Here is a 21,676-nt window from a genome sequence, read left to right as displayed (position 1 = left end):
ATCAGTCGGCGTCGTCCTGCGCCGACTCGGCCAGATCGGTCTCGAGATCGGACAGGTCGACCTCGACGTCGTCGACCTGGTTCATCGCATAGTCGGCCATCAGGCCGTAGGTGGCCATGTGCTCGGGGTCGTTCGACGCCCAGGCGCCGTTGGAGGCGAAGCCGCCGGCCATGGCCATGACGTCGAAGTCGATGTTCGACAGGGCGTCCTCGACGAGGGCGTCGACGTCCACGCCCGCCAGCGCCTCGGCCACCAGCGCGTCGACGTCGATCTCGGCCAAGGCCTGTTCGGCGATCAGGCCGGCGTTCTCCGACACCACGCCGGTGAAGACGTCGACGTGCGGCTGGTATTCGGCCCAGAGCGCGGCGATGCGGGTCTCGCGCTGCTCTTCCGTCAGGCTTTCGTCCTCGGCGATCAGCTCGGCGCGCTCGCCGAACTCCTCCATGCGGGCCTCGAAGACCTCGGCGGCCGCTTCGATGGCGGCTTCCGGATCGGCGGGGGCGGTCTGGGCCGAGGCAGCCGAGAGCGGCAGGATCGCCAGGGCGGCGGCGAGGGACAGGGCGCGGATCATGGCGTCAGGCTCCTGAGAGGGGGTGGATTCAGCCGCCCATGCCGGAGAATTCTCCGGACTTGAGGGCGGCCGGCAGCTGGGCGAATTGGCTGCGGATCATGTCCACGACCATGTCGGTCTGGGCGGCGTCCATGCCTTCAGAACCGGCTTCCTGACGGATGAAGGCTTCCAGATAGGCGAGGAAGGCGTCGATCTCGGGCTGCTTCGCGGCGATGGCGGCGTCGATGCGAGCGTTCTTCTGTTCGTCCGACAGCGAGGCGTCGGCGCGGATGCCCTCGGCCTCGGCGGCGAGGGCTTCGATGACCACTTCGAACTCGGCGGCCTTCGCCTCGACGTCGGCCTCGGTGATCGGGTCCTGCGCCACGGCGACCACGGTCGGAGCCGCCGCGGCGGGGAGGGCGACGCCCAGGGTCAGGCCGGTGGCGACGGCGGCGGCGAGGGCGAACTTCCTGGTCACGGCGAAATCTCTCAAAAGGGGGAGGGTGCGATGACGCAAGGGATGCGCCCGACCTGGCCCCGCCTCAAGTGAAATCGCGGACAGGAAGTTACGGCGGCGTCAGAATTCAGCGCCGCTCGCGCTTGCCCAGTACGCGCAAACGCAGCGCGTTCAGCTTGATGAAGCCCTCGGCGTCGTGGTGGTCGTAGGCCTGCACGCCTTCCTCGAAGGTGACGAGGTCCTGGTCGTAGAGGCTGTCCTTGCTCTCGCGGCCGATCACGGTGACGTTGCCCTTGTAGAGCTTGACCCGGACCGTGCCGTTCACCCTGGCCTGCGAATGGTCGATCGCGGCCTGCAGCATCTCGCGCTCGGGCGAGAACCAGAAGCCGTTGTAGACCAGGTGGGCGTATTTGACGGCCAGCTCGTCCTTCAGGTGCATGGCGCCGCGGTCGAGCGTGATCGACTCGATGCCCCGGTGGGCCGCCAGCAGGATCGTGCCGCCCGGCGTCTCGTAGACGCCACGCGACTTCATGCCGACGAAGCGGTTCTCGACGAGGTCGAGGCGACCGATCCCGTTGTCGTGGCCGTACTGGTTCAGGGCCGTCAGCAGGGTCGCCGGCGACATGGCCTCGCCGTCGATCGAGACCGCGTCGCCCTTGTCGAAGCCGATCGTGATGACGGTGGCCCGATCCGGCGCGTCTTCCGGGCTGATCGTGCGCTGGTGCACGAATTCCGGCGCCTCGACGGCCGGGTCCTCGAGCACCTTCCCCTCGGACGAGGAGTGCAGAAGGTTGGCGTCGACGCTGAACGGCGCCTCGCCCCGCTTGTCCTTGGCGATGGGTATCTGGTGCTTCTCGGCGAAGTCCAGCAGGGCCTCGCGCGACTTGAACTCCCACTCGCGCCACGGCGCGATCACCCGGATGTCCGGCTCCAGCGCATAGTAGCCCAGCTCGAAGCGGACCTGGTCGTTGCCCTTGCCAGTGGCGCCGTGACAGACGGCGTCGGCGCCGACCATGCGGGCGATCTCGATCTGGCGTTTGGAAATCAGCGGCCGGGCGATGGAGGTGCCCAGCAGATACTGACCCTCGTAGACCGCATTGGCGCGGAACATGGGGAAGACGAAGTCCCGCACGAACTCCTCGCGCAGGTCGTCGATGAAGATGTTCTCGGCCTTGATGCCCAGCTTCAGCGCCTTTTCGCGCGCCGGTCCCAGTTCCTCGCCCTGGCCGAGATCGGCGGTGAAGGTCACGACCTCGGCGCCGTATTCGGTCTGCAGCCATTTCAGGATGATCGAGGTGTCCAGCCCGCCGGAATAGGCGAGAACCACTTTCTTCGGGGCGGTCTTGGCGGTCATGGACGGATCCTTGGTCGAGCGCGGGGAGGCGTGGCCGCGCTTAAAGAGCCGACGGCGCCCCGATGCAAGGGCGGGAATGGGGCGGGGCCGCTACAGGAAGCTGTACGGGTCCACGTCGACCGTCAGGCGGACGCTGGAAGGCAGTTTCACCCGCGCCAGCCAGGCGCGCAGGAAGCCCTGCAGATCGACGTCGCGGTCGGCGCGGACCAGCAGGCGCTTGCGGCGGCGGCCGCGGACGAGCGCCAGGGGGGCGTCGGCGGGGCCGTAGACCTCCAGCCGTTCGGCGTTGGGGATCGACCCGGCCAGAAGACCCGCGGCCCTGTCCACGGCGTCGGCCTTCTCGCCCGACAGGATCAGGGCGGCGAGGCGTCCGTAGGGGGGCAGGCCGGCGGCCTCGCGCTCGACCAGTTCAGCGTCGACGAAGGCGTCGCGGTCGCCGGCGGCGAGGGTCTGCAGCACCGGATGCTCGGGAGTCCAGGTCTGCAGCAGGGCGCGGCCGGGCCTGTCGGCGCGGCCGGCGCGGCCGGTCGCCTGCATCAACAGCTGGAAGGTGCGCTCGGCCGCGCGCAGATCGCCGCCGCGCAGGCCCAGGTCGGCGTCGACCACGCCGACCAGCGTCAGGCGGGGGAAGTTGTGGCCCTTGGCCGCGGCCTGGGTGGCCACGAGCACGTCGATCTCTCCGTCGCGCATCCGCTCGATCAGGGCGCGCGCCGACGCGGCGTCGGGCACGGTGTCCGAGCTGAACACGGCGGTTCGCGCGTCGGGAAAGAGGGACCGCACCTCCTCCTCGACCCTTTCCACCCCCGGGCCGACGGGGGTCAGGCTGTCGGCCGCGCCGCACTCCGGACAGCGCGCGGGCTTCGGCATGGAGAAGCCCGTCAGGTGGCAGACCAGTCGGCCGGTGTAGCGGTGCTCGACCAGCCAGCTGTCGGTGTCGGGCGCGGTCAGGCGGTGACCGCAGGCCCGACACAGGACGACGGGGGCGTAGCCGCGCCGGTTGAGGAACAGCAGGGTCTGCTCGCCGCGCGCCCAGGTCTCGGCCATCTCGGCCACGAGACGCGGCGAGAGCCAGCGGTCGCGCTCCGGGGGGGCGGCGCGCAGGTCGAGCAACTCCAGCGTGGGCAGCACCGCCGCGCCGTGCCGCGCCTTGAGCCGCAGCCAGCCGTAGCGGCCGGCCCGGGCGTTCGCCAGCGTCTCGAGCGACGGGGTGGCCGAGGCCAGGACGACGGTCGCGCCCTCGATCATGCCCCGCGCCACGGCCAGGTCGCGGCCGTGGTAGACGAGGCCGTCCTCCTGCTTGAAGCTGCCGTCGTGCTCCTCGTCGACGACGATCAGGCGCAGGTTCGGGAACGGCAGGAACAGGGCCGAACGCGCGCCGACCACGATGCGGACGCGGCCGGAGACGACGCCCTGCCACACCTGCCGCCGACGCGGACCGGAGACGCCGGAGTGCCACTCGGCCGGGGCGGCGCCGAAACGGGCGGCGACCCGCTGGATCAACGCCTGGGTCAGCGCGATCTCGGGCAGGAGGATCAGCACCTGGGCCGCCGGATCGTGGGACAGGGCCCGGGCCGCGGCTTCCAGATAGGCCTCGGTCTTGCCCGAGCCTGTGACGCCGTCGAGCAGGAAGGGTTGGAAGCCGCCCGCCGCGACCGCGGCGCCCAGGGCCTGGGCGGCGGCGGCCTGGTCCGCGTTCAGGTCGGACGGGGCATGGGCGGGATCGGGCGAGGGGAAGTCGGTCGCGGCGGACACCTCCACCCGGGTCAGGACGCCCTCGTCGACGAGGCCCTTGATCACGCCGCCGGACACCCCGGCGGCGCGCGCCAGGTCGGCGGCGGTGAGAGGCCGGGTCGCCGCTTCCAGAACGGCCGTGCGGGCCGCCGTCGCGCGGGCCGGCTCGACGGCCGGGTCCCGCACCAGCTTCACCGTCGGTTTCGGCTCCGGCGCGCGCAGGCCCTTCAGCGCCATGGCCGCCATCTCGCCCGGCGGCGACAGGGTCCAGCGCGCGGCCCATTCGACGAAGTCCATGGCGCCGGGGGGCAGGGCCGGGTCGTCCAGCTTCGCCTCGACCGCCTTCAGCCTCCGGTTCGAGCCGGTGGTTTCGCGCGTCTCCGAAATCAGCCCGCGAAGCAGGCGCGGACCCAGCGGGACGGCCACCTGATCGCCGCGCGCCAGCTCCAGATCATCGGGCACGGCGTAGTCGAAGGCTTCGGGCACCGGCAGGGGCACGAGGACGGAGGCGACTTTCATGGGCGGGGCCGGTCGGCTATGGAGCCGCCCATGAAACTCTTCCTCGACACCGCCGACGTCGCCGTCATCAAGGACATGGTCCCCACCGGCATGGTGGACGGCGTGACCACCAATCCGTCGCTGATCGCCAAGTCCGGTCGGAACATCGCCGAGGTCATCGCCGAAATCTGCGCCCTGGTCGAGGGGCCGATCTCGGCCGAGGCCGTGGCGACCGATTTCGAGACCATGGTGCGCGAGGGCGACAAGCTGGCGGCCATCGCCCCGAACGTGGTGGTGAAGCTGCCGCTGACGACCGACGGCCTGCGCGCCGCCCGCGCCTTCGCCGACAAGGGGATCCGCACCAACGTGACGCTGTGCTTCTCGGCGGCGCAGGCCCTGCTCGCGGCCAAGGCCGGCGCGACCTTCGTCTCACCCTTCGTGGGACGGCTGGAGGATCACGGCGCGGACGGGATCGGCCTGCTGGAGGAGATCCGCACGCTGTACGACATCCACGGCTTCGAGACGGAGATCCTGGCGGCGAGCCTGCGGAACGCGGGCCACGTGTCGGCGGCGGCGCTGGCCGGCGCGGACGCCGCGACCCTGCCGCCGGAGACGTTCAAGGCCCTGGTCAAACACCCGTTAACCGACAAGGGGTTGGATGCCTTCCTGGCGGACTGGGGCAAGACCGGTCAGTCCATCCTCTGATTTCGACGCCGGCGCTTCCGGCGGGAGCGCGGCGCGTGACGGCTGAAACCCTGGACATCTTCGCCGACGAGCCCGGCCTGCACTGGCCGCAGGTTCGCGGCTGGCTGCAGGGGCACGGCGACCTGCTGAGCGGCGACCGGGCGCTGCTGGAGGAGCTGGGTCTGCGGCCTCACGGGCCGAACGTGGTGGACTTCACGCCGGCGGCGCTGACGCGGCTGGAGGCCGAGGTCGAGCGCGAGACGGACGCCCGCAAGCGCATCGAGACGGTGGCGCGGGCGAACTTCGCCGCGCAGACCCAGACGCACGTGGCGGCGCTGGACCTGATGGAGGCGCGCTCGAACTCGGACCTCGCCAGAAGGCTGGACGCGACGGCGAAGGCTCGGTTCGGTCTGGCGGGCGCGACGGTGGGGCTGGAGAAGCCCGGCGCCGTGCCGTTCGGCTGGAAGGCGCTGGAGCCGGGGCGGGTCGACGCCCTCGTCGGCGAGGACGGGCTGCACTGGCTGGGACCGAACTTCGACGGATTGAACCTGTTCGGAACGACGGAGGAGGCGACGGCGTCGGTCGCGCTGATCCGCATGGCGCCGGCGATCACTCCGGGACGGGCGCCGCGCGCCGGCGTGGTGGCCTTCGGCTCGCCGGATCCCGAGGGGTTTCACCCCGCCATGGGCTGCGAACTGGCGGCCTTCGTGGCGCGGGTGGTCGAGCGCATGGCCGAACGCTGGCCGGCGCTGGACTGAGATCATGACGGCGGACGACGCGCTCAGGGCCTGGCTGGACTGGCTGGCCCATGAGCGCCGGGCTTCGCCGCGCACGCTGGAGGCCTATGGCCACGCCGGGAGGAACTGGATCGGGTTTCTCGAGGGGCATCGCGGCGGTCCGCAGAGGCTGAACGATCTGGGCGGGGTCGGGGCGGCCGAGTTGAGGGCGCACCTGGCGGAGCGGCGCGGCGGGGAGCGGCCGTTGTCGGCGCGCAGTCTGGCCCAGGCGCTGGCGGCGATCCGGGGCTTTCACCGGTTTCTTGAGCGGCGTCACGACGTGGCGAGTCCACAGTTGACGCTGGTGCGCGGGCCGCGACCGAAGCCGACCCTGCCGCGGCCGGTTGCGGAGGGACAGGCGATGGCCTTGCTGGACGAGCCCGGGGCGGACGTCGACCTGGAGCGCTGGGAGGCGGCGCGGGACCGGGCCGTGCTGACGCTGCTCTACGGCTGCGGGTTGCGGATCTCGGAGGCGCTGGCGTTGACGGGGGCGGACGCGCCGTTGGCGGAGTCGCTGCGGGTCACGGGCAAGGGCGGCAAGACGCGGCTGGTGCCGGTGCTGCCGGCGGTGCGTCAGGCGGTCGAGGACTGGCGGGCGCTGAACCCCTTCCCGGCGACGGCGGATCAACCGTTGTTCCGGGCGAAGCGGGGCGGGCCGCTGACGCCGCGGCACGTGCAGGCCACGGTGCAGCGGCTGCGCGGGCGGCTGGGCCTGCCGGCCTCGACCACGCCGCATGCGCTGCGGCACAGCTTCGCGACCCATCTGCTCGGCGCGGGGGCGGACCTGCGGTCGATCCAGACGCTGCTGGGCCACGCGGGCCTGTCGACGACGCAGAAGTACACCGCCGTCGACGCCGCGCGGCTGCTTGAGGTCTATGCGGCGGCCCATCCGCGGGCCTAGTCTTCTCCGTCGGAGGCGTCGGGGGAGGGCGTCGGTGGCGGATCAGTGGGATCGACGGGCTTTGCTGGCCGGCGCGGCGGCGTTCGCGGCCGGCCCGGCGTGGGCGCAGGATCCCGTCGAGGCGCGGCTGCTGACCAATCTCCTGACGCGCATGTCGGCGGCCGTCGCGCTGAACGGGCGGCGCGGGCACGCCTTCGTGCTCGACACCGGGGCGGGCCGGACCGCCTTGGCCGAGGAGCTGGCGCGCGACCTGGGGCTGCCCCAGGGGCCGCCGGTTCTCGTGCACGGCATCACCTCGGCCGAGATGACGCCCACCGTGCGGCTGTCGCGCCTGGCGTTCGGGGGGCGACGGTTCCGCGATCTGGTCTGTCCGGTGTTCCCGCGCGAGGCGCTGGCGACCGAGGGCCTTCTGGGGCTGGACGTGCTGTCGGGTTTTCGCCTGACGCTGCAGGTGCGCAGCCGCCGGGTCAGCCTGAGGGCGTCAGGCTCGGACGTCGCGCCCAGCGGGCCGGCCTTCACGACGCCGACGCGCTTGCGTCCGCCGCGGGCGCGGCTGGGGCCGTTCGGGCAGTTGATCAGCACCGCCGTGCGCGCCGACGGCGTCGGCGGCGTGCGCGCCTTCGTCGACACCGGAGCCCAGTACTCGATCGGCAACCTGGCCCTGCTGCGCGCGACGGGCGGCGATCCCGCCGTTCTGCCGCCCGTCCGGGTGCACGGCGTGACGGGCCAGAGCCGGCTGGCCGCGGCCGGGCGGGTGCGCAGGCTGGAACTGGGAGGGCGCGATCTGGGCGAGACGCCGCTGCTGTTCGCCGACCTTCACGCCTTCGCCGCCCTGGGGCTGACGGACGGGCCCGCCCTGCTGATCGGCGCCGACCTGCTGCAGCGGTTCCGCACCGTGGTGCTGGATTTCGGCAGCGGCAGTCTGTCGCTGCGCGGGGTCCTGCCGCCGGAGGTCTGAGGGTTACGGGAATTTCATGCGGGGCCGGCCCGCGCATGGTGTAAAGCATCCTTGTCAACACGCCTTGGGGGGCCCTGATGACCGATTCCACGCTGGAGCCCGCGCGCCTCGCGCCGATCTCCGAAAAGGACCGCATCCGCAACCTGGACATGCTGCGCGGCTGGGCCGTGCTGGGCATTCTGGCGGTCAACGCCGCGGCCTTCGCCTGGCCGTCGATCCTGCTGATGGCGCAGCAGCCGCCGTTGGCGGACGCCGGTCAGGCCGACACCATCGGCCATTGGGTGATCACCACCTTCTTCGCCGACAAGATGCGCACCCTGTTCACGATGCTGTTCGGCGTCTCGATCTTCCTGGTCGGGGGCGAGCGCAGCGATCTGGACCGCGGCTCCCTGCTGCGCCGGCGTCTCGGCTGGCTGGCGCTGATCGGCCTGATCCACGGCGCGGCCCTCTGGTACGGCGACATCCTGCTGCTCTACGCGATCAGCGGCTTCGTCTTCCTGATGTTCCGGTCGTGGAGCGCGCGGCGCCTGCTGTGGGTCGGCGGCGCGATCACCGTGCTGTGGGCCGTGGTGGCGACGCTGGGCTACTGGGGCATGGCGAACCTCCCGCCCGAGTTCGCGGCCAAGATGGCTCAGGGCATGCCCGACGCCTCGCCCGAGGCGGTTCAGGCCGTCGTCGACGCCTGGCTGGCGGGCGGCGCGGCGTCCTTCGTTCAGAACGCCATGACCTGGGTGGGCATGGCGCCCTTCTTCATCCCCTTCATGATCCCTGTGACCGTGCCGTTGATGATGGTGGGTCTGGGTCTGTTCAAGTCCGGCTTCCTCAGCGGGCGCGCGCCCATGGGCGCCTATCTGACCTTCGTCCTTCTGGGCGGCGCCAATCTGGCCGTGCTCGCGGCGCTGGGGTGGCAGAAGGCGACGGCGGGCGGAGACGTCGATCCGACCGGCGGCCTGGCCGACGCGGCGCGCGGCGCGGCGCCCCTGATCACCCTGTTCTACGCCTCGCTGCTGATCCTGCTGGCGAAGTCGGCGCTGAGGGCGGTGACGGCCGTCTTCGTGCCGGTCGGCCGCATGGCCTTCACCAACTACCTGTCGCAGACGCTGATCATGATGAGCCTCTACTACGCGCCGTGGGGGCCGCAGTGGTTCGGCGAGCATTCGACCAGCCAGATGTGGATCGTCGTCGGCGCGATCTGGGCGGCCCAGATCATCTGGTCGCCGCTGTGGCTGAAGGTCTTCTCCATGGGGCCGCTGGAGTGGCTGTGGCGGTGCCTGACCTATGGCCGCATGCTGCCGATCCGGCGCGCCGGCTGATTGCTCTTGGGCGGCGCCCGGTTTAAGCGCCGCGCATGACCGACGCCTCCTCCCGCCCCGAAGCGCGCGCGCCGCGCGGCTTCGCCGACCGCCGCGCCCGCGACCTGAGCGCCGAGCGCACGCTGATCGCGCGGGTGTCGGAGGTCTATGAGCGCTGGGGCTTCGAGCCGCTGGAGACGCCGGCGTTCGAATACGCCGACGCCTTGGGCAAGTTCCTGCCCGACGCGGACCGTCCGAACGCGGGCGTGTTCGCCCTTCAGGACGACGACGATCAATGGATGGCCCTGCGCTACGACCACACCGCGCCGCTGGCGCGGTTCGCGGCCGAGAATTGGCAGAACTTGCCCAAGCCCTTCCGCCGCTACGCCTTCGGGCCGGTGTGGCGCAACGAGAAGCCGGGACCGGGCCGCTTCCGGGAGTTCATGCAGTGCGACGCCGACACGGTCGGATCCGACCGGCCCGAAAGCGACGCCGAGATCGTGGCCATGGCCTGCGAGGGACTGACGGCCGCCGGGCTGGGCGAAGGGCAGGCGGTGCTGCGCGTCGCTGACCGCCGCCTGTTCGACGGACTGTTCGACGAGGGCGGGGTGACCGACGCGGGCCAGCGACTGACGGCGCTGCGCGCCGTCGACAAGTACGACCGGCTGGGATGGGAGGGGGTGCGCGACCTCCTGGGCGCCGGACGCCTCGACGAGTCAGGCGACTACACCCGGGGCGCGGGGCTGGACGCCACGCTGATCTGCCGGATCGAGGGCTTCCTGAAGGCCGAGCAGGCCGGGGGCTGGACCGACCGCATCGACCGGCTGGCCGACGCCGGAGGTCTGGGCGCGGCGGGGGCGGCGGCGCTGGAGTCGCTGGAGCGGATCGGGGCGGCGGTGAGGGCGCTGGGCGCGCCGGAGGGGGCCGTGGCTTTCGATCCCGCCGTGGTGCGCGGGCTGGAATACTACACCGCGGCCGTGTTCGAGGCCGAGCTGCTGCTGGAGACGACCGACGAGAAGGGGCGGCCGGTGCGGTTCGGCTCCATCGGCGGGGGTGGGCGCTATGACGATCTGGTGGCGCGGTTCACCGGTGAGCGGGTGCCGGCGACGGGCTTCTCCTTCGGCGTCTCGCGGCTGGCGGCGGCGCTGCGGGCGGCCGGGCGCGCCCCGGCCGAGCCGCGCGGGCCGGTGGTGGTGATCGTGTTCGACGACGACGGCATGACGCATGGGCTGGGCTGCGCCGCGGAGATCCGGCGCGCCGGCATCGCCGCCGAGGTCTATCTGGGCCGCGCCGGAATGAAGACGCAGATGAAATATGCCGACCGCCGGGCCTCGCCCGCCGCGGTCATCCTCGGCGGCGACGAGATCGCCCAAGGGATGGCCACGGTGAAGGATCTGGACGCGGGCCGCGCGGCCGCGGCGGGGCTGGCCGACAATGCGGCGTGGAAGGCGGAGCGGCCGGGACAGGTCACCGTGCCGCGCGCCGATCTCGTTCCGACCCTGCGGCAGATTATCGAAGAAGTTTCGAGAAATGGCGCCCCGGGCGGCTGACTTATCGACGATCAGTCAGGGAAACGCCCGATTTCCCCCGTCGATTGATTGACTTGCCCGGATCGTGGCGGTTTCATGAACTCCTCGACGGCGCGGGGCGACCTGCAGCCATCGGAGGCGTTTCGGGGAGGAAACGTCCGCTCTCAAGAGCGAGAAGGCCCGCTGCGTGTATCCCCCGCAGCGGGCTTTTTCGTGCCCGGAGCCCGGTTTCGCCGGCCGCAACGAACAAGGGCCGCCCCGAAAGGCGGCCCTGATCCGGTCTTCTGGATCCGGTCCTACCAGAGGCGGACGCGGTCTTCCGGGGCGACGTAGTAGCGGTCGCCTTCCTTGACGCCGAAGGCCTCATACCAGGCGTCGAGGTTGCGCAGCGGCCCGATGACCCGGAACTCCGGCAGCGAGTGCGGACCGGTGGCCACCTGGTTGATGATGGCGTCGTCGCGATACTTCGACTGCCACACCTGGGCCCAGCCGTAGAACACGCGCTGATCGCCGGTCACGCCGTCCAGGACCGGAGACGGCTGACCCCCCAGAGAGCGGCGGTAGCCCTCGATCCCCAGAGTCACGCCGGCGAGGTCGCCGATGTTTTCGCCCATCGTCAGGTTGGGCTTGAGGTTGTGACCCGGCAGCGGCGCGTAGGTGGCGTACTGGGCCCCCAGGCGATCGGCGCGGGCGGTGAAGTTGGCCGCGTCCTCCGCCGTCCACCAGTCGCGCAGCACGCCGTCGCCGTCGGACTTGCGGCCCTGGTCGTCGAACCCGTGCCCGATCTCGTGGCCGATCACGCCGCCGATGCCGCCGTAGTTGACGGCCGGGTCGGCCGTCGGATCGAAGAAGGGGGGCTGAAGGATGCCGGCCGGGAAGACGATCTCGTTCTTGGTCGAGTTGTAGTAGGCGTTCACCGTCTGGGGCGTCATGCCCCACTCGTCGCGATCGACCGGGCCGTTCATGCGGCCGACCTGGTAGTCCCAGCGGAATTCGCCGGCCCGCTCGGCGTTGCCGACCAGATCTTCGGCCCGCACCTCGAGCGAGGAATAGTCGCGCCACCTGGTCGGATAGCCGACCTTCACCGTGAAGTTGTCGAGCTTGTAGAGCGCCTGCTCCTTGGTGGCGTCGCCCATCCAGTCCAGCTGACGGATGCGGTCGGCCAGCGCCACGCGCAGGTTGGCGACCAGTTCTTCCATCATCGCCTTGGACTGGGCCGGGAACCAGCGCTCTACGTACAGACGGCCGAAGGCCTCGCCCATCGTGCCCTCGGCGAAGCTGACCGCGCGCTTGTCGCGGGCGCGCTGCTCCGGCTGGCCGGCCAGGTCGCGCGAACGGAACTGCCACTGACGATCCGAGAAGCGGGCCGACAGGAAGGGCGCCATGTCGTCGACGGTGTGGAACGCCTGCCACGCCTGGATCAACTCGATCGGGGTGTCGGCGTAGATGGCGGCGATCTTCGGCAGCGCCGTGTTCTGGCGGACCACGACGTTGGTCACCCCCCCCAGATCGGCCTGCTCCATCCAGGCGGCCCAATCGAAGCCGGGCGCCTGCGCGGCCAGTTCCGCCACCGTGAACGGATTGTAGGTCCTGTCGCGGTTGCGGTTCTCTTCGACCGTCCAGTGCGCCTCGGCGATGCGGGTCTCCAGCGCGACGATGGCGGCGGCGGTCTCGACCGGGTTCTCCCACCCGATCATGCCCAGCATGTCGGCCACGTAGGCTTCATACAGGCGCTTCTTCTCGCCGAAGCGCGCCTCGTCCAGATAGTAGTCGCGGCTGGGCAGGCCGATGCCCGACTGGCTGACGTAGGTCGTGTAGCGGCTGGGGTCCTTCTGGTCGTCGCCGATGCCGACGCCGAAGAAGCCCGAACCGAAGCGGCCCTGGAGCGTGCCCATGTACGCGGACATCTTGCCGTGATCGTCGGCGGCGCGGATGGCGGTCAGGTAGGGCTGCAGCGGCTGGGCGTCCAACGCCTCGATGCGCTCGACGTCCATGTACGAGCGATACAGGTCGGTCATCTTCCGCTCGTCGGAGCCGGCGGCAAGGTTCGGATTGGCGAGCAGCTCGTCCAGCAGGAAGCGCAGGCGGTTGTCCGACAGTTCGCGCAAGAGGGCGAACGAGCCGTAGGAGGTGCGGTCCGACGGGATTTCCAGCGACTTCAGCGCCGTGCCGTTGGCGTGCAGGAAGAAGTTCTCGCCGGGGGCGACGGACATGTCGCGCCCGTCGACGGCGAAGCCCCAGGTTCCGTACTTGGGCGCCTCGATGCCCTCCCACGAACCGCCCTCGAACAGGGCCGGATCGAACAGGGTGAAGATGGTGCAGGCCTCGTCGACGCATTGGTGGCCGTGGCCGTCGTCGAGGGTGTGGCGCTGCTGGGCCATCGCCGGCGCGGCGGCCAGCAGGGCGGCCGAGGCCGCGACCGTCAGAAGCAGGGACTTACGCATGGGGCATCTCTCTCCGTTCCGTCGCTGGGGGACGGTTCGGCGCGGACCCTACGCCCGACGCGCCGCCCGCCACCTTAAATTATTGTCATGAAGCCGTGAGCACGCCTGTCCAAGCGGAGCGGCTCCGGTCATGATGTCGCGGACGAACGGGAGGGGCGATGGCGGCGGGGCACGGCGGCGGCGAGTACAAGGACCTGGTGGTCTTCCTGGCCGCGGCCGGCGTGGTCGTGCCCCTCTTCAACCGACTGAAGATCAGCCCGATCCTCGGGTTCCTGGCCGCCGGGGTGCTGCTGGGTCCCGACGGCCTGGCGCGGCTGGCGTCGACCGCGCCGTGGCTGGCCTGGCTGACCATCGACGACGCCGCCCAGATCCGGGCCCTGTCCGAACTGGGCGTGGCCTTCCTGCTGTTCATGATCGGGCTGGAGCTGTCGTGGGAGCGGCTGCGCGCCATGCGACGCCTGGTGTTCGGCCTGGGCATGACGCAGATGGCGGTCTGCACCGCGGGCCTGATGGTCCTGTTCATGGCGATGGGCCAACCCCTGGTCTCGGCCGCGGTTCTGGGGATGGGTCTGGCGCTGTCGTCGACCGCGGTGGTCATGCCGGTGATGGCCGAGCGGGGCCGACTGACGGGGCCGGCCGGGCGCACGACCTTCGCGGTCCTGTTGGCGCAGGACCTGGCGGTGGCGCCGATCCTGATCACCGTCACGGTCCTGGCGGCGACGGCGCTCGCGGGAGCGACCCCGGCGGGCGAGTTCGATCCCTCGGTGCTGCGACCGGCCCTGCTGACCCTGATCCCGGCCGCGGTCGGTCTGGCGCTGATCGTGGTCGTCGGCCGGCTGGTGCTGCGTCCGATGTTCCGGTCGGTGGCCAGGGCGCGCGCGCGGGGACAGGGGCAGGAGATGTTCGTGGCCGCCAGCCTGCTGGTCGTGGTCGCCTCCGGCGTGGCGGCGCAGGCGGCGGGTGTGTCGATGAGCCTCGGGGCCCTGGTCGCCGGTTTGCTGCTGGCGGAGACGGAGTTCAGGCGCGAGGTCGAGGTGTCGATCGAGCCGTTCAAGGGCCTGCTGCTGGGCGTCTTCTTCGTGGGCGTGGGGATCGGACTGGATCTGGACGCCGTGGCGGCGAACCCCGGCTTGGTGCTGGGTCTGGCGCTGGGCATCACGGTCCTGAAGGCCGGCCTGATCTACCTCTCGGCGCGCGCTTGGAAGGTGCGCAACAGGACGGCGCTGGAAACCGCCCTGGTGCTCGGACCTGCGGGGGAGTTCGCCTTCGTCATCCTGGGCGCCGGCATGGTGGAGGGCATCGCCTCGCCCGCCTTCACAGGCACGGTCATGCTGGCGGCGACGATCAGCATCTTCACCATCCCGCTCATGGCCATGCTGGCCGACCGGCTGATGGAGAAGGCGGTCAGGGACGCGCCGGAACTGACGCCGGAGGCGATCACGCCGGGGCCCGCCGAGGGCAAGGTGCTGATCGTCGGCTATGGCCGGGTCGGACGGCTGGTCGGCGACCTGCTGAATGAGCACGGTCAGGGGTTTCTGGCGGTCGACAGCGATCCGTCAGTGGTTTCGAAGGCGCGCTCGGAGGGTGCGGACGTCAGTTGGGGCGATGCGTCGCGCGTCGAGTTCCTCCAGAAGTGCGACCTCGACCACGCCCGGGCGGTGGTGGTCACCATGGACGCGCCGGGGAAGGTCGACGAGGTGGTGCGGAGCGTCCGCGCGGCTCATCCGGACCTGTGCCTGATCGCCCGCGCCCGCGACGAGAAGCACGCCGTGCGCCTGTACGAATTGGGCGCGACCGACGCCGTGCCCGAGACGACCGAGGCCAGCCTGCAGCTGGCGGAGAACACGCTCGTGGACGTCGGCGTGCCGATGGGCCTGGTGCTGGCCTCGATCCACGAGCGGCGCGACGTCTTCCGTCGGGCGTTCCAGGAGGCGCGGCCGGAGGCCGGGCGGGCCCGGCCGGCGCGCGCGCTGAGAACGCGGGTCCGGCCCGCAAGCTGAGCCTTTCAGCCCCCGGTTTTCCTTGCGGGGCGGGCGATTCAACTCCTGTAACAACATTACAGCGGAGTCGCGCGACGGGCGCATTTTGGTCATCGTTCCGTGGTCAGACCGAGCTTCGCAACTGCCGGCGGTCCCAGACCGTCCCGGTTTATTTCCAGGCGGAAACCACGTTCGTCAGGTTTCGCTTCATCCAGTTCCGAGTAGCCCTCCCCTCCATGCGCGAAGTCACCCCCTCCGCCGAGTCCGGCGCCGTCATGAACCGTCGTCAGGCCGCCAAGGTCCGCACCCGCGGCAAGGTCCTCGCTTCCGCCCGCGAGCTGTTCGCCGAGCGGGGCTACGATCCCGCCACCATCCGCGACATCGCCAAGGGCGCGGGGATGTCGACCGGCGCCGTGTTCGCCAACTTCCAGGACAAGGCCGAGCTGTTCGAGGCCGTTCTCGCCGAGGACCTGCACCGCGTGGCCGGCGAGATGAAGGCCGCGGCCCAGACCGACGGGCCGGCACGCAAGCGTCTGAGCGCGGCCCTGGCCGCCGGCTACCGCGCCACGCTGGACCATCTGCCGCTGGTGCAGGCGGTCGTGTCGCGCGGCTGGTTCCACCCGGCCGACGCCGAGCGCCGGGCGCGTGAGGCGGTCAAGCCGCTGACGGCGCTGATGGGCGACATCCTGTCCGGCGCGGCCGCGCGCGGCGAGATCGCGCGGGACGCCGACCTCGACCTGATCGGCGGCATGATCTGGACCGCCTTCGTCTCGGGCTTCCGCCGCGCCGCCTATGACGGCCAGGACCTCAAGGCGTTGACGTCGACGCTGGAACGCCAGATCGACCTGATCTTCGCCGGCGCCCGCCAGCAGCAGGCCCAGCTCAGCGCCGCCTGACGCCGGTCAGCTGCGCCAGCGCAGCGTCGTCGGTTCGATCGGATTGGAGAAGCCGCGCCCCTCGGCGCGGCTTCTCTGCCATTCGCGCTTCAGCTGCTGGTACCACTTGGCCTGACGGTCGGCGTCGTCGATCCAGATCAGGGTCGGGTCGAAGGCCAGCCCCATGTTCTGCAGGTTCACCATGCCGCCGTCCTGCTTCAGGAAGGCGCGCACGCCCATCCGCAGGAACGGCCTGGCGAGCGCGAACACCCAATGGTCGGACCAGAAGATCTGGGTGATGCGGGTGTGGTCGTCGTCCAGAGGAGTCAGGCAGGTCAGCGCCAGCACCTGCTTCTCGCCGACCTGGATGTGCTCCCAGCGATAGCCGGGCAGGCGGAAGGTGATCTCCGTCGCTGGAGCCCCGCCCAGAATCTTGTACGCCCGGCTGTTCGACGACGGCGCGTGACGGACCATGGCCCAGCCGTGCTCGACGGGGGCGAAGGCCTTCTGCTTCTCGTGCATCGAATGCTCGGACCGCCACCACCACTGCTGATGCACGTACGGGCCATGGGCCGGGTCCATCAGGCCGACGACGGCGTGGTCGACGTGGCTGTCGAAGGTCATGGCCTCGACCAGCTTCGCCTCGCCGTCCGCGCCGGGAAAGACGGGCGGCTCATGGTCGGGCTCGCCGCCGCCGCGGGGATCGGACGACATCCAGACGAAGACGATCCCCTGGCTCTCGCGCACCGGATAGGACCGCACGCGGATGCGCGCCGGGTCGGTCGCGTCGCCCTCGACCAGAGACGGGATGGCCGCGCAGACGCCGTCGGGGCGGAAGCGCCACCCGTGATAGGGGCACTCGATCGTCTCGCCGCCGTCCTCGGCGCGATCCACGACGCGGCCCGCCGACAGCGGCGCGGCGCGGTGGGGGCAGACGTCGCGCATGGCGAAGACCTGGCCCGCGCGCGTGCGTCCGACCAGCACCGGCTCGCCCAGGATCGTCCGCCGCGCCTGCGCGCCCGGGCGGATCTCCCGGGACAGGTCGACGAAGTACCAGGCGTCGCGCAGGAAGCCCTTGCCGAATTTCGTCGTCTCGGTCTGGATGGCGGCGGTCATGCGCCGGTTCTAGCGCCCCCGCACGGCGCCTCGCCAGCGGATTGAGAAAAGAACTTTACAACACAAAGCATACGTCGTATGGACAGCCTGCATTTCCGGAGATCCCCATGCGCGCCCTGATCCTGTCCGCCGTAGCCGCCCTGTCCCTGAGCGCCCCCGCGGCGCTCGCTCAGGAGCAGGGCCATCACCCCGTCGGCGCGGAACACGGCGCCCACGAGGGCCACCGCCACGCCGGCTTCGCGTCCGGCCGCTTCCATGTGCGCGTGGAGGGCGCGGAGGGGCCGCACGTCATCCTGATCCCGGGCCTGACCTCGCACCCCGACGTCTGGCAGCCCCTCGTCGACCGGCTGGAGGGGCCGCACCGTCTGCATCTGGTTCACGTGCAGGGCTTCGCGGGCGCCGCGCCGATGGACAACGCCGCCGGGCTGGTCTCCGCGCCGGTGGCGGAGGAGCTGGCCCGCTACATCCGCGAACAGGGCATCGAGAATCCTGTGGTGATCGGCCACTCCATGGGCGGCACCGTCGCCCTGATGCTGGCGGCGCGGCATCCCGATCTGGTCGGCAAGCTGATGGTGGTCGACCAGATCCCCTTCATGGGTCAGGCCTTCGGCAATCCGAACGCGACGCCCGAGACCCTCATGCCCATGGCCGACATGATCCGCGACGGCATGATCTCGTCCACGCCCGAGGCCTGGCGCGAGCAGTCGGCGGCCAGCATCACCCAGATGATCCGCACGGAATCGCTGCGCGAGGGGCCGATCCGTCACGGCGCGACGTCCGACCAGGCCGTCGCCGGCAACGCCATGCACGAGCTGATCGTCACCGACCTGCGGCCCGAGCTGAAGAACATCACGGCCCCGGTCGAGGTGGTCTACGTGGCCTTCGCCTGGCCCGGGATGACGCCGGAACTGACCGACCAGATCTATCGCGGCGCCTATGCGGGGCTGGAAGGGGCCACGTTCCGGCGGATCGACGAGGCGGCCCACTTCATCATGCTGGATCAGCCCGACGTCTTCGCCGCCGAGGTCAACGCCTTCATCGACTAGGCGAGCGCGGCGAACCAGCGTTCCAGGAGCCGGGCCTCCTCGCGGCGCGCGGCGGTGCGGGCGGCGTTCTCGGCGTCGATGCCCCAGCGCTCTTCCTGAAAGGCCTCGTCGAGGCGGGAGACGTCGAACAGGGCGTCGGCCCTGCCCGCGGCGCGCTGCAGGGCGAAGGCGAGCACGGCGCTGCCCAGCAGCGGGGTCGCCATGGCCAGTCCGGTCAGGGCGAAATCGTCCAGCCGCAGGGCGAGGTCGCGCACACGGGCGACGGCCGCCGGGTCCTGGGGGCGGTGCAACATGCCCTCGGCCGGCTCCAGATGGACTGCAAGCTCAGTCGCCGCCCACGCTCGCCAGGGCGACCATTCCCGGGCCTGACGCTCGACCAGCGACGACGGAGCTTCGGCCGGATAGCAGAGCAGGTCCGAGCCGGCGAAGGCGGCGACCTCGTCCGCCACCGCCTCGCGCGCCTGCGACACCCGGTCGATCGCCGTGGAGGCGAGACGGGTGGCGGGCATGGTGGCGGGATCCAGGAACTCGCCCTGCGCGGCCCATTCGTCGGAGACGAGGCGGGCGGCGGCCTGGCTCGGCAGCACCATGGGGGCGTGGGCCGGCGTCCTGGGCGTGCGGCCGTCGAGTCGCACGGCCCAGCCGCCCTCGACCGCTGCGACGTCGACGGCTTTCCAGAACCGCTTCAGCCGCTCCTCCGACTCGCGGAATCCCTTTCGGGCGGCGACGTTGGGATCGAGCGGCGGGATGTGCATGTCGGCGATATAGGCGGAGCGGAGGCGGCGGGCGAGCGTTGGCTGTCGTGGAGGTGATCCATGCGCCCTTACGTTCCGATCTGCCTCGCCGCCCTGGCCATCTTCGGCTGCGGAGAGCCTCCTTCTTCGCCGCCCGACGCCGCGGGGGCCATGCCGGCCACGGCGCCCCGCGCGCACGACGGACCGGACGCTCCTTCGCCGCCCGCGCCCGCGTCGCCCATCTTGCAGCCGCTGTTCAGGGCCGACTGGGAGGACCGTCTGGAGCCGGGCGCCGGATGCAATCTGTCGAGAGACGGCCAGAATCTGGTGGTGATCGTCCTCGGAGACGGGGTCGCCAGGATCGACGGCGCGGTCGTCGACCTGACGGGCGTGCCGACCGACTTCGACGCCATGACCCGGCCGGGCCGCTATTCCGGCGGAGGCGCCGTCGTCGTTCTGACGCCGGATCCGGAACGGGGCGAAGGCGAGGCGTTGGACGAGACGTTCACCCGACCGGTGCGCGTGGAGGCGACCTCAGGCGGACGCCGCGAGCGATTCGACGCGAGCTGGACCTGCGGCGCCTGAGGCGAAGGCGTCCAGCGCGGCGTCGAGATCGGAGAAGGTCGTGGCCACGAGCCGGGCGCCGGCGGCCAGCTGCTCCTCCGCCGTGTGGAAGCCCCAGCCGACGCCATAGGCGGGCACGCCGGCGTTCGCGGCCATCGCATGGTCGTGCGCCGTGTCGCCGATCATGACGGTGGTGGCCGGGCAGGCGTCGCAGGCGCGCATGGCGGCGATGAGCATGGCGGGATCAGGCTTGCCGGGCCCATCCTCGGCGCAGTGCGACGACAGGAACAGGTCGGCCCAGCCGTCGCGCGCCAGATTGCGGGCGACGCCGCGCCGGTTCTGGCCCGTGGCGATGGCGAGCCGCCAACCGTCCCGCTTGAGCCGGCGCAGATGATCGACGGCGCCGTCGAACAGGGGCTCCTCATGACCCGCCTCGTACTGGTCCAGGAACCACTGGCGGAAGCCGGCGACGTAGTCCGCCAGTTCGGCCTGCGTCAGCTGCGGCTCGAGCACGTGCAGAGCCTTCGTCAGCTCCAGCCCGACGATCTGCCGGACGCGGTCGTAGGACGGCTCGGGCAGGCCCAGCCGCCGCGCGGCGGCGCCGCAGGCGGCGTGGATCGAGGCGCGGCTGTCGACGAGGGTGCCGTCGACGTCGAACACGGCCAGCGGACGCGTCACCGCATCCTCTTCACGCCGTGGAAGGGATCCTCGCCCGCCTCGTCCTCGGAGAAGCCGAACCGGTCGAATCCGGCCTTCATCTCGGGGCTCAGCGGCGCCTCGACGATCAGCTTGCCGCCGCCCGGGTGGTCCAGCTCGATGCGGCGGGCGTGCAACTGCAGCTTCAGCGGGCCGGAGAGTTCGGTCGATTCCGGGGTGCCGTACTTGGGGTCGCCCAGGATGGGATGGCCGATCGCGCTCATGTGGGCGCGCAGCTGGTGGGTGCGGCCCGTGAAGGGGCGCAGGGCCATCCAGGCGGCCCGGTGCGCGGCGCGGCTGACCGTGGCGTAGGCGGTTTCCGCGGGTTCGGCGCCGTGCTCCCTGGGGTCGGCGGGGCGCATCATCTCGAAGTCGTTGATGCCCGACTTCTTCAGCGCCATGTCGATCTGGCCGGCGGTCGGCTTGGGATTGCCGATCACGATCGCCCAATAGGTCTTCTTCGCCTGCCGGCGCGCGAACGCGCCCGCCAGCCGTTTGGCCGCCTCCGGGCCCTTGCCCAGCAGCAGCACGCCGGAGGTGTCGCGGTCGAGGCGGTGGACCAGCCGCGGCCGCTCAAGCCCCTCGCCCCAGGCCGAGAGCAGGCGGTCGACGTGTTTCGTGGTCTTGGTGCCGCCCTGCACCGCGAGCCCGTGGGGCTTGTTCAGGGCGATGACCAGCTCGTCCTCGTACAGCACCAGCGAGCGGGCGTAGGCCGCGTCGCGGTCCGTCAGTTTCGGCCGGTCGCCCGGCGTCCTCTCGACAGGGTCCGGAATGGGCGGCACACGCACGGCGGCGCCGGCGGTGAGCCGGTCCTGCGGCTTGATGCGGCCGCCGTCGACGCGGATCTGGCCGCTGCGGGCCAGCTTCTCGATCTGGATGTGGGACAGGTGCGGCCAGCGGCGCCTGAACCAGCGGTCCAGACGGATGCCGTCCTCCGCCTCGGCGACGTAGAGGATCTTGACCTCGCGCGTCATGCGAAGGCCCTGCGCGCGATCATGAGGCCCAGGAACAGCGACGCGACCGAGAAGACGACCGAGGCGGCGACGTAGCCGGCGGCAAGGCCCAGATGCTTCCGTTCGATCATCAGCGCCGTCTCCATCGAGAAGGCCGAGAAGGTGGTGAAGCCGCCCAGCACGCCGACGGCGGCGAACAGGCGCACGGCGTCCCCGCCGGTCGATCGCGCGGCCAGCCATCCGACGAGCAGGCCCATGAGCAGGCCGCCCAGCACGTTGACGCCGAAGGTGGCCCACGGCCAGGCCGCGCCGGGCGCCAGCCGCTGCGCCAGGACGCCGGCGCCCCAGCGGGCCGAGGCGCCCAGCGCCCCTCCGGCCGCGACGAGAAGAAGACGGGTCATGCGCGCCGCATACACCGTCCGGCTCCCGAAGCTAAGGGCAGGGACTGACCGAAACTTCACTTGCCGGGGACGGGGTTAACGGCGAAGGCTTCCCGTGACGGGAGAACGTCGTCCGGTGGACGGCGAACTTCGCCATAC

General features: G+C 71.2%; 20 protein-coding genes. 10 read left to right on the top strand and 10 right to left on the bottom strand.

Translation table 11 applies throughout. The features are described 5' to 3' along the window. Position 1 precedes the first annotated feature (1 nt). The 4 genes from EFJ44_RS00685 to EFJ44_RS00670 form a co-directional block, all read right to left on the bottom strand. Positions 2-571: a hypothetical protein gene (locus tag EFJ44_RS00685; RefSeq protein ID WP_125255271.1), complete on the bottom strand. Its 570-nt coding sequence runs from the start codon at positions 569-571 to the stop codon at positions 2-4. Positions 572-599: 28 nt separating this feature from the next. Then, entirely contained in the window at positions 600-1,028 is a 429-nt protein-coding gene (locus EFJ44_RS00680) for a hypothetical protein (RefSeq protein WP_125255270.1), read from the bottom strand. 106 nt (positions 1,029-1,134) lie between these two features. Next, positions 1,135-2,361, bottom strand: a complete 1,227-nt coding sequence (locus EFJ44_RS00675) for an argininosuccinate synthase (RefSeq protein WP_125255269.1) — start codon at positions 2,359-2,361, stop codon at positions 1,135-1,137. A 90-nt stretch (positions 2,362-2,451) separates the two neighbouring features. Beyond that, positions 2,452-4,611, bottom strand: a complete 2,160-nt coding sequence (locus tag EFJ44_RS00670; RefSeq protein WP_125255268.1) for a primosomal protein N' — start codon at positions 4,609-4,611, stop codon at positions 2,452-2,454. Positions 4,612-4,641: 30 nt separating this feature from the next. Between EFJ44_RS00670 and fsa the strand changes: the two genes are divergently transcribed. The 6 genes from fsa to hisS all read left to right on the top strand — a co-directional run bounded on the left by fsa (position 4,642) and on the right by hisS (position 10,751). After that, the gene (gene fsa, locus EFJ44_RS00665) at positions 4,642-5,295 is read left to right on the top strand and encodes a fructose-6-phosphate aldolase (RefSeq protein WP_206426844.1); all 654 of its coding nucleotides are present in this window, start codon (positions 4,642-4,644) and stop codon (positions 5,293-5,295) included. A gap of 35 nt (positions 5,296-5,330) precedes the next feature. After that, positions 5,331-6,032 (top strand): DUF484 family protein, encoded by a 702-nt coding sequence (locus tag EFJ44_RS00660; protein WP_125255266.1) that lies wholly within the window; start codon positions 5,331-5,333, stop codon positions 6,030-6,032. 4 nt (positions 6,033-6,036) lie between these two features. Continuing rightward, positions 6,037-6,951 carry a tyrosine recombinase XerC gene (locus tag EFJ44_RS00655; RefSeq protein WP_125255265.1) on the top strand — a complete coding sequence of 305 codons (915 nt, stop codon included), beginning with the start codon at positions 6,037-6,039 and terminating at the stop codon, positions 6,949-6,951. A gap of 34 nt (positions 6,952-6,985) precedes the next feature. Further along, positions 6,986-7,909, top strand: a complete 924-nt coding sequence (locus EFJ44_RS00650) for an aspartyl protease family protein (protein WP_164511817.1) — start codon at positions 6,986-6,988, stop codon at positions 7,907-7,909. Between the two features lie 77 nt (positions 7,910-7,986). Continuing rightward, complete coding sequence (locus EFJ44_RS00645) at positions 7,987-9,222, top strand: DUF418 domain-containing protein (RefSeq protein ID WP_125255263.1); 1,236 nt, start codon at positions 7,987-7,989, stop codon at positions 9,220-9,222. Positions 9,223-9,257: 35 nt separating this feature from the next. After that, entirely contained in the window at positions 9,258-10,751 is a 1,494-nt protein-coding gene (gene hisS, locus EFJ44_RS00640; RefSeq protein ID WP_125255262.1) for a histidine--tRNA ligase, read from the top strand. Between the two features lie 275 nt (positions 10,752-11,026). Here hisS and EFJ44_RS00635 read toward each other — a convergent pair whose 3' ends face one another. Beyond that, a complete protein-coding gene (locus EFJ44_RS00635; RefSeq protein ID WP_125255261.1) occupies positions 11,027-13,174 on the bottom strand; it encodes a M13 family metallopeptidase in 2,148 nt (715 codons plus the stop codon). Between the two features lie 158 nt (positions 13,175-13,332). Between EFJ44_RS00635 and EFJ44_RS00630 the strand changes: the two genes are divergently transcribed. Next, positions 13,333-15,174 (top strand): cation:proton antiporter domain-containing protein, encoded by a 1,842-nt coding sequence (locus tag EFJ44_RS00630; protein ID WP_125255260.1) that lies wholly within the window; start codon positions 13,333-13,335, stop codon positions 15,172-15,174. A 215-nt stretch (positions 15,175-15,389) separates the two neighbouring features. Next, a complete protein-coding gene (locus EFJ44_RS00625) occupies positions 15,390-16,049 on the top strand; it encodes a TetR/AcrR family transcriptional regulator (RefSeq protein ID WP_125255259.1) in 660 nt (219 codons plus the stop codon). 6 nt (positions 16,050-16,055) lie between these two features. On the opposite strand, the gene EFJ44_RS00620 is transcribed toward EFJ44_RS00625, so the two are convergent. Further along, positions 16,056-17,144, bottom strand: a complete 1,089-nt coding sequence (locus EFJ44_RS00620) for an aromatic ring-hydroxylating oxygenase subunit alpha (protein ID WP_125255258.1) — start codon at positions 17,142-17,144, stop codon at positions 16,056-16,058. Between the two features lie 107 nt (positions 17,145-17,251). Between EFJ44_RS00620 and EFJ44_RS00615 the strand changes: the two genes are divergently transcribed. Further along, complete coding sequence (locus EFJ44_RS00615) at positions 17,252-18,190, top strand: alpha/beta fold hydrolase (protein ID WP_125255257.1); 939 nt, start codon at positions 17,252-17,254, stop codon at positions 18,188-18,190. On the opposite strand, the gene EFJ44_RS00610 is transcribed toward EFJ44_RS00615, so the two are convergent. Further along, positions 18,187-18,945, bottom strand: a complete 759-nt coding sequence (locus tag EFJ44_RS00610) for an ATP12 family chaperone protein (RefSeq protein ID WP_125255256.1) — start codon at positions 18,943-18,945, stop codon at positions 18,187-18,189. The two genes, EFJ44_RS00615 and EFJ44_RS00610, sit on opposite strands and share 4 nt — an antisense overlap. Before the next feature lie 60 nt (positions 18,946-19,005). Here EFJ44_RS00610 and EFJ44_RS00605 point away from each other — a divergent pair, with 60 nt between their 5' ends. Next, positions 19,006-19,509 (top strand): hypothetical protein, encoded by a 504-nt coding sequence (locus EFJ44_RS00605; protein WP_125255255.1) that lies wholly within the window; start codon positions 19,006-19,008, stop codon positions 19,507-19,509. Here EFJ44_RS00605 and EFJ44_RS00600 read toward each other — a convergent pair. From EFJ44_RS00600 to crcB, 3 genes are read right to left on the bottom strand one after another with little or no spacing between them, the layout of a single operon-like run. Beyond that, positions 19,459-20,166: an HAD-IA family hydrolase gene (locus EFJ44_RS00600; RefSeq protein ID WP_125255254.1), complete on the bottom strand. Its 708-nt coding sequence runs from the start codon at positions 20,164-20,166 to the stop codon at positions 19,459-19,461. The two genes, EFJ44_RS00605 and EFJ44_RS00600, sit on opposite strands and share 51 nt — an antisense overlap. Continuing rightward, positions 20,163-21,158, bottom strand: a complete 996-nt coding sequence (locus EFJ44_RS00595) for an RluA family pseudouridine synthase (RefSeq protein ID WP_125255253.1) — start codon at positions 21,156-21,158, stop codon at positions 20,163-20,165. Before EFJ44_RS00595 ends, EFJ44_RS00600 begins: the two co-directional genes overlap by 4 nt. After that, positions 21,155-21,538 (bottom strand): fluoride efflux transporter CrcB, encoded by a 384-nt coding sequence (gene crcB, locus EFJ44_RS00590; protein ID WP_125255252.1) that lies wholly within the window; start codon positions 21,536-21,538, stop codon positions 21,155-21,157. The genes EFJ44_RS00595 and crcB overlap by 4 nt, the downstream gene beginning before the upstream one ends. Positions 21,539-21,676: the final 138 nt, after the last annotated feature.

This window comes from Brevundimonas fluminis (genome assembly GCF_003934285.1).
Taxonomy (GTDB): Bacteria; Pseudomonadota; Alphaproteobacteria; order Caulobacterales; family Caulobacteraceae; genus Brevundimonas; species Brevundimonas fluminis.
Note: the sequence above shows the minus strand (reverse complement) of the source record. Positions and strands in the feature narration are given on the sequence as shown.

Excerpts from the sequence above, each read along its gene's own strand:
- EFJ44_RS00685 (WP_125255271.1), bottom strand. The coding sequence starts at position 571 with ATGATCCGCGCCCTGTCCCTCGCCGCCGCCCTGGCGATCCTGCCGCTC.
- EFJ44_RS00675 (WP_125255269.1), bottom strand. The coding sequence starts at position 2,361 with ATGACCGCCAAGACCGCCCCGAAGAAAGTGGTTCTCGCCTATTCCGGC.
- EFJ44_RS00670 (WP_125255268.1), bottom strand. The coding sequence starts at position 4,611 with ATGAAAGTCGCCTCCGTCCTCGTGCCCCTGCCGGTGCCCGAAGCCTTC.
- fsa (WP_206426844.1), top strand. The coding sequence starts at position 4,642 with ATGAAACTCTTCCTCGACACCGCCGACGTCGCCGTCATCAAGGACATG.
- EFJ44_RS00655 (WP_125255265.1), top strand. The coding sequence starts at position 6,037 with ATGACGGCGGACGACGCGCTCAGGGCCTGGCTGGACTGGCTGGCCCAT.
- EFJ44_RS00645 (WP_125255263.1), top strand. The coding sequence starts at position 7,987 with ATGACCGATTCCACGCTGGAGCCCGCGCGCCTCGCGCCGATCTCCGAA.
- hisS (WP_125255262.1), top strand. The coding sequence starts at position 9,258 with ATGACCGACGCCTCCTCCCGCCCCGAAGCGCGCGCGCCGCGCGGCTTC.
- EFJ44_RS00635 (WP_125255261.1), bottom strand. The coding sequence starts at position 13,174 with ATGCGTAAGTCCCTGCTTCTGACGGTCGCGGCCTCGGCCGCCCTGCTG.
- EFJ44_RS00630 (WP_125255260.1), top strand. The coding sequence starts at position 13,333 with ATGGCGGCGGGGCACGGCGGCGGCGAGTACAAGGACCTGGTGGTCTTC.
- EFJ44_RS00625 (WP_125255259.1), top strand. The coding sequence starts at position 15,390 with ATGCGCGAAGTCACCCCCTCCGCCGAGTCCGGCGCCGTCATGAACCGT.
- EFJ44_RS00620 (WP_125255258.1), bottom strand. The coding sequence starts at position 17,144 with ATGACCGCCGCCATCCAGACCGAGACGACGAAATTCGGCAAGGGCTTC.
- EFJ44_RS00615 (WP_125255257.1), top strand. The coding sequence starts at position 17,252 with ATGCGCGCCCTGATCCTGTCCGCCGTAGCCGCCCTGTCCCTGAGCGCC.
- EFJ44_RS00610 (WP_125255256.1), bottom strand. The coding sequence starts at position 18,945 with ATGCACATCCCGCCGCTCGATCCCAACGTCGCCGCCCGAAAGGGATTC.
- EFJ44_RS00605 (WP_125255255.1), top strand. The coding sequence starts at position 19,006 with ATGCGCCCTTACGTTCCGATCTGCCTCGCCGCCCTGGCCATCTTCGGC.
- EFJ44_RS00595 (WP_125255253.1), bottom strand. The coding sequence starts at position 21,158 with ATGACGCGCGAGGTCAAGATCCTCTACGTCGCCGAGGCGGAGGACGGC.
- crcB (WP_125255252.1), bottom strand. The coding sequence starts at position 21,538 with ATGACCCGTCTTCTTCTCGTCGCGGCCGGAGGGGCGCTGGGCGCCTCG.